The following is a 6,166-nucleotide window of genomic DNA, read 5'->3' on the forward strand; positions in this document are numbered from 1 at the left end:
TTAATTGATGTTTACCAGCTTCCGCTGCTTCCGCCTCCGCCAAAACTACCGCCACCAAAGCCACCAAAGCCTCCTCCGCTACTGCTGCCTCCGCCGCCCCAGCCTCCGCCAGAACTTCTTCCGCTGCTGCCTAAAAGCATGCCCCAGAAAAGCGCATCAGACACGCCACGGCCACCAATAACTTGTCCGCCGCCACCGCCACGTCCCCCTCTTCGAACGATGATCGCGATGATCACAATGATCACAATGATGGCACCGACAGGAAAGCCGCCTTTATTTTTAGATTTTTTTGGTCTTTCTTCCTTATATTCTCCTTTGGTGTATTTGATGATCGCATTGGTACCTGCTTCAAGCCCCTGGTAGTAGTCGCCGGCTTTAAAATAGGGTTTGATGTCATTTTCTATAATTCGTTTTGAATATACATCCGGAAGAACTCCTTCCAGGCCATAGCCCGTTTGTATAGAGATTTTTCTGTCGCCCACGGCGACAACGATCATGATCCCATTATTTTTTCCTGCTTGTCCGACACCCCATTTCCTGCCCAGCTCCAGTGTATATTCATTGATGTCATAATCTCCGACAGTTTTTACGATGGCAATGGCGATTTGTGTAGAGGTAGAATCATTAAATGCAACCAGTTTTTGTTCCAGCTGCTGAACCTGGGATGATGAAAGTGTATTGGTATAGTCATTGACCAGCTTGCCGGGTTTTGCCGGAAATTCCTGGGCAAAGCTTAATGAAGCCAGGGTAATCAGAAATAAGGCTGCGATTGATCTTTTCATAGCCTAATTCGTTTTGTTTTGATCCATGTAAACAATGTCGTTTGGTAATTCGTTGATATCACCGGCTTGAAAAGGAAAGAATACTGCAAGCTGTTCTCCCGCTAGTCCGACACCTGCAATGATTCCCTGCGCCAGGTTACCAGCAGAGAAGTGGGCTGTCATTGCGATCTTTGTGGTTTCCCAAAAATCTGCAGGAACAACCCTGTTAATGCCGCTGTCTCCAATTATAGCAAACTTGTGATCTGCATAAGCCAGGTAAATCAGTACGCCATTGTGCCTGGATGTTTTGTCCATGCCTAATTTTGTAAAGTAACCGGTTGCTTTTTCAAAGGCATCACCTTCGCAATGTTTATCTAAGGCTATTCTAATTTCTCCGGAGGTCGCTTTTTCAGCTTCGGAAATTGCATTAGCGATCTGTTCTTGTTCTTGTTCTGTAAATAGGCTCATGAAAGATATATTATAAATGCAAAAGGCAGCCTTTGAAGACTGCCTTTTGAAGGTTATGGCAAATTAAAATTCTACTTTGGGGGCATTTTGTGCACCAGCGTCTGCTTTAAATGCAGCTTTTTTGCTAAATCCAAATAAGCCGGCGGTCAGGTTGTTCGGGAATGACCTCACTTTTACATTGTAGGTTTGTACAGACTCGTTAAAATCTTTACGTGCTACCGTGATGCGGTTTTCTGTACCTTCAAGCTGGGCAGAAAGGTCGCTGAACTGCTGGGTTGCTTTTAATTCAGGATAGTTTTCGGTAAGCACCATTAAACGGCCCAATGCCTGTCCAACCTGTCCCTGGGCAGCCTGATATTTTTGAATGTTCTCTTCTGTTAATTTATCAGGATCAATTTTAATCTGACTTGCTTTTGAGCGTGCCTCGATAACCTGGGTTAATGTTCCCTGTTCAAATTTTGCAGCTCCTTTAACGGTACTCACTAAGTTGGGGATTAAATCTGAACGGCGTTGATATTGGGTTTCTACCTGTGCCCATTTGGTTTGTACATCTTCATCCAGCTTTACTAAGCTGTTATACCCACAACCACTAAATGCGATAAGTACAACTATAACCGCTACCAGTGCTAAAACTACTTTTTTCATATTGTTTATTTTTCTTAAGTTATCCTGAAAGACAAACGAAAGCTATTCGTGTTTTGTTTTCAAGTGTTAATTTACACATTAGAACTCAACTTTCGTACCTTTGTTACAATTCCATATAAAAAGGTGACAAGTGTGACGAATATGGTTGCTGCCGGGATTAAACCTGACAATAGTTCATGATCATCTCAGATTTATAGTTAAATCGTATCTTTGCAACCATTCAGGATAAAAACCTGACGTATTATGCAGAAAGAAATTGAAATTACCCTCGCTCCGGAGGCAATCGGTGATGAAGCCAGAATTTTAAAGACACTGGCCATTACTGCAAAAATTGATCAGTCAAAGATCAACGGCTATAAAATCCTCAAAAGATCCATTGATGCCCGTTCCAGGAATGTAATTTACAGGTTACAGGTTCGTCTGTTTATCGAAGAACCCTCGCCAGTAGAATCTTTTACTGTTAATTATCAAAATGTAAGTAATTCCAGACAGGTGATCATTGTGGGTGCTGGTCCGGCAGGATTGTTTGCTGCACTTCAATGTATAGAAAATGGATTAAAACCAATTGTTTTGGAGCGCGGTAAAGATGTAAAGCAGCGCAGAAGGGACTTGGCAGCGATTAATAAAGAAGGCGTTGTTAATACGGAATCTAATTATTGCTATGGCGAAGGCGGTGCAGGAACCTATTCTGATGGAAAGCTGTATACGCGTTCGAATAAGCGCGGGGATATTAATAAGGTACTGCAGACCTTTGTTCAGCATGGCGCTACGGATGATATTCTGATAGACGCCCGGCCGCATATTGGTACCAACAAGCTGCCGCACATCATTACAGCTATCCGGGAAAGTATTCTGAATGCAGGGGGAGAGGTTCGGTTTGATCAGAAAGTGACCGATCTGATTGTGGAGTTTGGTAAGATAAAAGGGGTTGTTGTTAACCATGAAGAGCGTCTGACTGCAGATGCGGTCATTCTGGCAACCGGACATTCAGCACGTGATATTTATGAATTGCTGGATCAAAAAGGAATTCTTGTTGAGGCAAAGCCATTTGCACTGGGTGTTAGGATTGAACATCCCCAGGCTATCATTGATGCGGCACAATACCATTGTGACATCAGAAGTGAATTTTTACCTCCAGCTTATTACAGCCTGGTTGAACAGGTGGGAAGCAGGGGGGTATTTTCTTTTTGTATGTGCCCGGGAGGAATCATCGCACCTTGTGCAACGTATGAAAATGAAATTGTTGTAAATGGCTGGTCGCCCTCAAAAAGAAATAACCCTTTTGCAAACTCAGGAACTGTGGTGCAGATTACGCTGGATGATGTAAAGGGAGATGATCCATTACGGATGATGCGCTTTCAGGCGGAGATAGAGCGAACTGCTTTCTCATTGGGCGGAGGTAATTTAGTCGCACCGGCACAGCGGATGGTTGATTTTGTAGAACACAGGCTATCTGCAGATCTGCCAAAAAATTCTTACCTGCCCGGCACGAAAAGCGCAATGGTTGAAGATACCCTTCCGGATTTTGTAGCTTCCAGTTTAAGAAATGCGCTGCCTGTATTTGGTAAAAAGATGAAAGGATATTATACCAATGAAGCGATCCTGGTAGGGGTAGAAAGCCGGAGTTCTTCGCCGGTACGTATTCCAAGAGATAAGGACAGTTATCAACATCCACAGGTTGCCGGTTTATTTCCATGTGCGGAAGGTGCGGGATATGCTGGCGGAATTGTTTCTGCAGCGATTGATGGCGTAAATTGTGCCAACGCTGTATTGAAGTTTTATTAAACACAATGAACCTTTTGTTTGTTATAGCGGTATGATTGATTTTGCAAACGAACTTAGAAAAGGATATATAGGAGATGCCTGGCATGGCATGAATATCTCTTCTATCATTTCATCTGTCAAATATGATCAGGCTTTTAAACATCCCATTCCAAATGCACATTCTATAGCAGAACTGGTGCTGCATTTAACTTCGTGGACTGAAGAGGTCGATTCCAGACTAATGGGGAATCTTTCAAAAGACCCTGTTAAAGGTGATTGGCCTATGCCCAAAGAAGAGACTGCACAAGAATGGGATTTTATTGTGAGTGATTTTCACATTGCCAATGAAAAGTTATTGAATTTAGCAATGACCATGCCTTCAGATCAATGGACGGAATTTGTCGTTCCTGTTGATCCTGGTTTAAGTCATTTTGAACTTTTAAACGGACTGGTTCAGCACCATGCTTATCACGCCGGACAGATCTCTTTGTTACTTAAATTTTAAATCGTGAAAAAAACATTAATTATAGGTGCAACACCAAATCCGATGCGCTATGCCTACCGCGCTGCACAGATGCTAAAGGCTAAAGGCCATAATATTGTTAATGTAGGTATTAAAAGAGGAGCTGTTGCAGGTGTAGAGATTGAGCAGCCTGGAGATGCATATAACGATATCCATACGGTAACCTTATACATTGGACCAGATCTGCAGGAAGGTTATTACGACTATATTCTAAAAACCAATCCAAAACGGGTTATTTTTAATCCGGGGACAGAAAACCCTGAACTGGAGAATCTTTTAAAAGAAAATGCAATAGAACCCATAGAGGCTTGTACTTTAGTGATGCTTTCTACAGGACAGTACTAAGATCGCTGCCATTCCTATAAGCCATTTCCATAAATTTAAGAACCTCTTCGTTGATGTCCTCCTTATAATAAAGACGAAGGTGGTGATTATAATCGTCAGTGTTTGGAACCTGCTTTATTTTTCTAAAACACAGGTTGTCTTCATAAGGCTGCTTGAATGGCAATACGATGTCGATGAAATCTTTGCCTAGCTGGATTACATAGGCAAAGCTTTTTTTTGCCGTGATCATGATCATCGTTTTTGCCGGCCGGATACTTATGGCTCCTATATTCTGATAGGTCTCTATGAAATGGTTGAAAAGCTCAATGGTGTGAGGCGATTTATTCTGAAGAAAATAGTCTAGTGATTGATCTGGATTGTCCATTGCCTTTAGTTTATATATAGTATATATATACGTATGAGTATATAGTATCATTAACCATTAATCTTGTGGATTGTTTCATGGGCATTTTTAACTTATCTGTCTTCCCTTGCAAACTTAGTAAATGCCCTGTTAAAAAGTCCTTGTATTGGTTCTGCCTATGACCCATTGAAATAGTGTCTTTCCAAGCCTTCAGGATTTTGAGAGGATTGGGCAGTAGTTTTAGGGCATTTATATATTTAAGTCTCTGACAGGATGAAAGTTCTGAAAAATTCGTATATTGGCTAAAGTATTTCACAGGCGGCATACGGTTTTGTATTCCTTTTGTCCAGCTTCAAATTTCACCGGGATGGTGTTCGGATCCTGGATCTCTTAAATTGGTATTGAATGTCAATTCAGGTTAAAAGCAGGTAGTAAGTGTTCGACTGTTGTTCGACTCCGCTTCTGCTCGGCTTCGGCTTTTGTTGCAGTCCGCTTGCGGTCTTGTTCGGGTCTGCTTCGGGTCTTGTTCTGCTTTTGCCCTTTTAGATACGATTCAGAGCAATAAGTGATTTCTGTTTATTTGCAAACTATTGTAGTGCCTGGCCAGGCATCCTGGATGCCCGCTCAATTGTCGGATCAGTGGTGGTTGTGTTCATGGTATGGTTGTTAAAGTAAAATTTCCCTATAGGGCAAAGTCAATTAAAAGTTAAGAAGTGTGATATGGGTTAGCCTGGCTTCGGGTCGGTTCGACTTGGGTTCGTCTCTGGTTGCTGTCTCCTTCGTATCTACCTCGTGTCTCATTCGTGTCTGGTTCGGCTATTGCCGAACCAGACACGAATTCGGATGGTATTTCAGTGCTGTTTATTTGCAAGCTATTGTAGTGCCTGGGTAAGGCTTCTGTATGCCCGCTCCGCATAGAATCGCTGTTGATTTGGTTTTAAGTTGAAGGATTCCCGGATGATGCCTGTTCAATAATTTTTTAGGTACCCTTTCAAAAGGATCTTGTTGCCGGTTTAAATATTAGATACTGAAGTTTTTTGGCATTTCAATGGAGCGTTGATAAATTATCGTCAGAATGAAATGGGGGTAACGGCATGCGCTTTTTAAAACAGGCATGAAGGGCATATTGTTTAACAGGAAGGAGCAAATCATTTGTTTCGTGTTTAACATAAGTGCCTACCCTTACAGTCCATCTTATTCAATTTGGGACCTGGTTTCCAGTCCTGATCAGGTTGCTATTGGATTAAGCAAATCATTTGTTTCGGGTTTTTAACTTAATTGCCCAACCTTACAGGCGATCCTATGAAATTTGAGGAC

At 42.1% G+C, this 6,166-nt stretch carries 7 protein-coding genes; 3 read left to right on the forward strand and 4 right to left on the reverse strand.

Annotated elements, in window-relative coordinates; all coding sequences use genetic code 11:
• Window positions 1-11: 11 nt before the first annotated feature.
• From ATK78_RS12425 to ATK78_RS12435, 3 genes are all read right to left on the reverse strand, one after another.
• Window positions 12-782 carry a TPM domain-containing protein gene (locus ATK78_RS12425; RefSeq protein ID WP_133576388.1) on the reverse strand — a complete coding sequence of 257 codons (771 nt, stop codon included), beginning with the start codon at window positions 780-782 and terminating at the stop codon, window positions 12-14.
• Window positions 783-785: 3 nt separating this feature from the next.
• Window positions 786-1,229: a TPM domain-containing protein gene (locus ATK78_RS12430; RefSeq protein WP_133576389.1), complete on the reverse strand. Its 444-nt coding sequence runs from the start codon at window positions 1,227-1,229 to the stop codon at window positions 786-788.
• Window positions 1,230-1,292: 63 nt separating this feature from the next.
• Window positions 1,293-1,874, reverse strand: coding sequence for a LemA family protein (locus ATK78_RS12435; RefSeq protein WP_133576390.1), 582 nt, complete (start codon window positions 1,872-1,874; stop codon window positions 1,293-1,295).
• 243 nt (window positions 1,875-2,117) lie between these two features.
• Between ATK78_RS12435 and ATK78_RS12440 the strand changes: the two genes are divergently transcribed.
• From ATK78_RS12440 to ATK78_RS12450, 3 genes are read left to right on the forward strand one after another with little or no spacing between them, the layout of a single operon-like run.
• A complete protein-coding gene (locus ATK78_RS12440) occupies window positions 2,118-3,659 on the forward strand; it encodes an NAD(P)/FAD-dependent oxidoreductase (RefSeq protein WP_133576391.1) in 1,542 nt (513 codons plus the stop codon).
• 31 nt (window positions 3,660-3,690) lie between these two features.
• The gene (locus tag ATK78_RS12445; RefSeq protein WP_133576392.1) at window positions 3,691-4,143 is read left to right on the forward strand and encodes a DinB family protein; all 453 of its coding nucleotides are present in this window, start codon (window positions 3,691-3,693) and stop codon (window positions 4,141-4,143) included.
• Window positions 4,144-4,146: 3 nt separating this feature from the next.
• The gene (locus ATK78_RS12450) at window positions 4,147-4,506 is read left to right on the forward strand and encodes a CoA-binding protein (protein WP_133576393.1); all 360 of its coding nucleotides are present in this window, start codon (window positions 4,147-4,149) and stop codon (window positions 4,504-4,506) included.
• On the opposite strand, the gene ATK78_RS12455 is transcribed toward ATK78_RS12450, so the two are convergent.
• Complete coding sequence (locus tag ATK78_RS12455) at window positions 4,490-4,870, reverse strand: DUF5655 domain-containing protein (RefSeq protein ID WP_133576394.1); 381 nt, start codon at window positions 4,868-4,870, stop codon at window positions 4,490-4,492. The genes ATK78_RS12450 and ATK78_RS12455 overlap by 17 nt on opposite strands.
• Window positions 4,871-6,166 lie beyond the last annotated feature (1,296 nt).

This window comes from Pedobacter metabolipauper (assembly GCF_004362715.1).
Classification (GTDB): domain Bacteria; phylum Bacteroidota; class Bacteroidia; order Sphingobacteriales; family Sphingobacteriaceae; genus Pedobacter; species Pedobacter metabolipauper.

What these genes read in the sequence shown, in the direction of transcription:
- ATK78_RS12435 (WP_133576390.1), bottom strand. Translation starts at nt 1,874, where the DNA reads ATGAAAAAAGTAGTTTTAGCACTGGTAGCGGTTATAGTTGTACTTATC.
- ATK78_RS12445 (WP_133576392.1), top strand. Translation starts at nt 3,691, where the DNA reads ATGATTGATTTTGCAAACGAACTTAGAAAAGGATATATAGGAGATGCC.
- ATK78_RS12455 (WP_133576394.1), bottom strand. Translation starts at nt 4,870, where the DNA reads ATGGACAATCCAGATCAATCACTAGACTATTTTCTTCAGAATAAATCG.
- ATK78_RS12430 (WP_133576389.1), bottom strand. Translation starts at nt 1,229, where the DNA reads ATGAGCCTATTTACAGAACAAGAACAAGAACAGATCGCTAATGCAATT.
- ATK78_RS12440 (WP_133576391.1), top strand. Translation starts at nt 2,118, where the DNA reads ATGCAGAAAGAAATTGAAATTACCCTCGCTCCGGAGGCAATCGGTGAT.
- ATK78_RS12425 (WP_133576388.1), bottom strand. Translation starts at nt 782, where the DNA reads ATGAAAAGATCAATCGCAGCCTTATTTCTGATTACCCTGGCTTCATTA.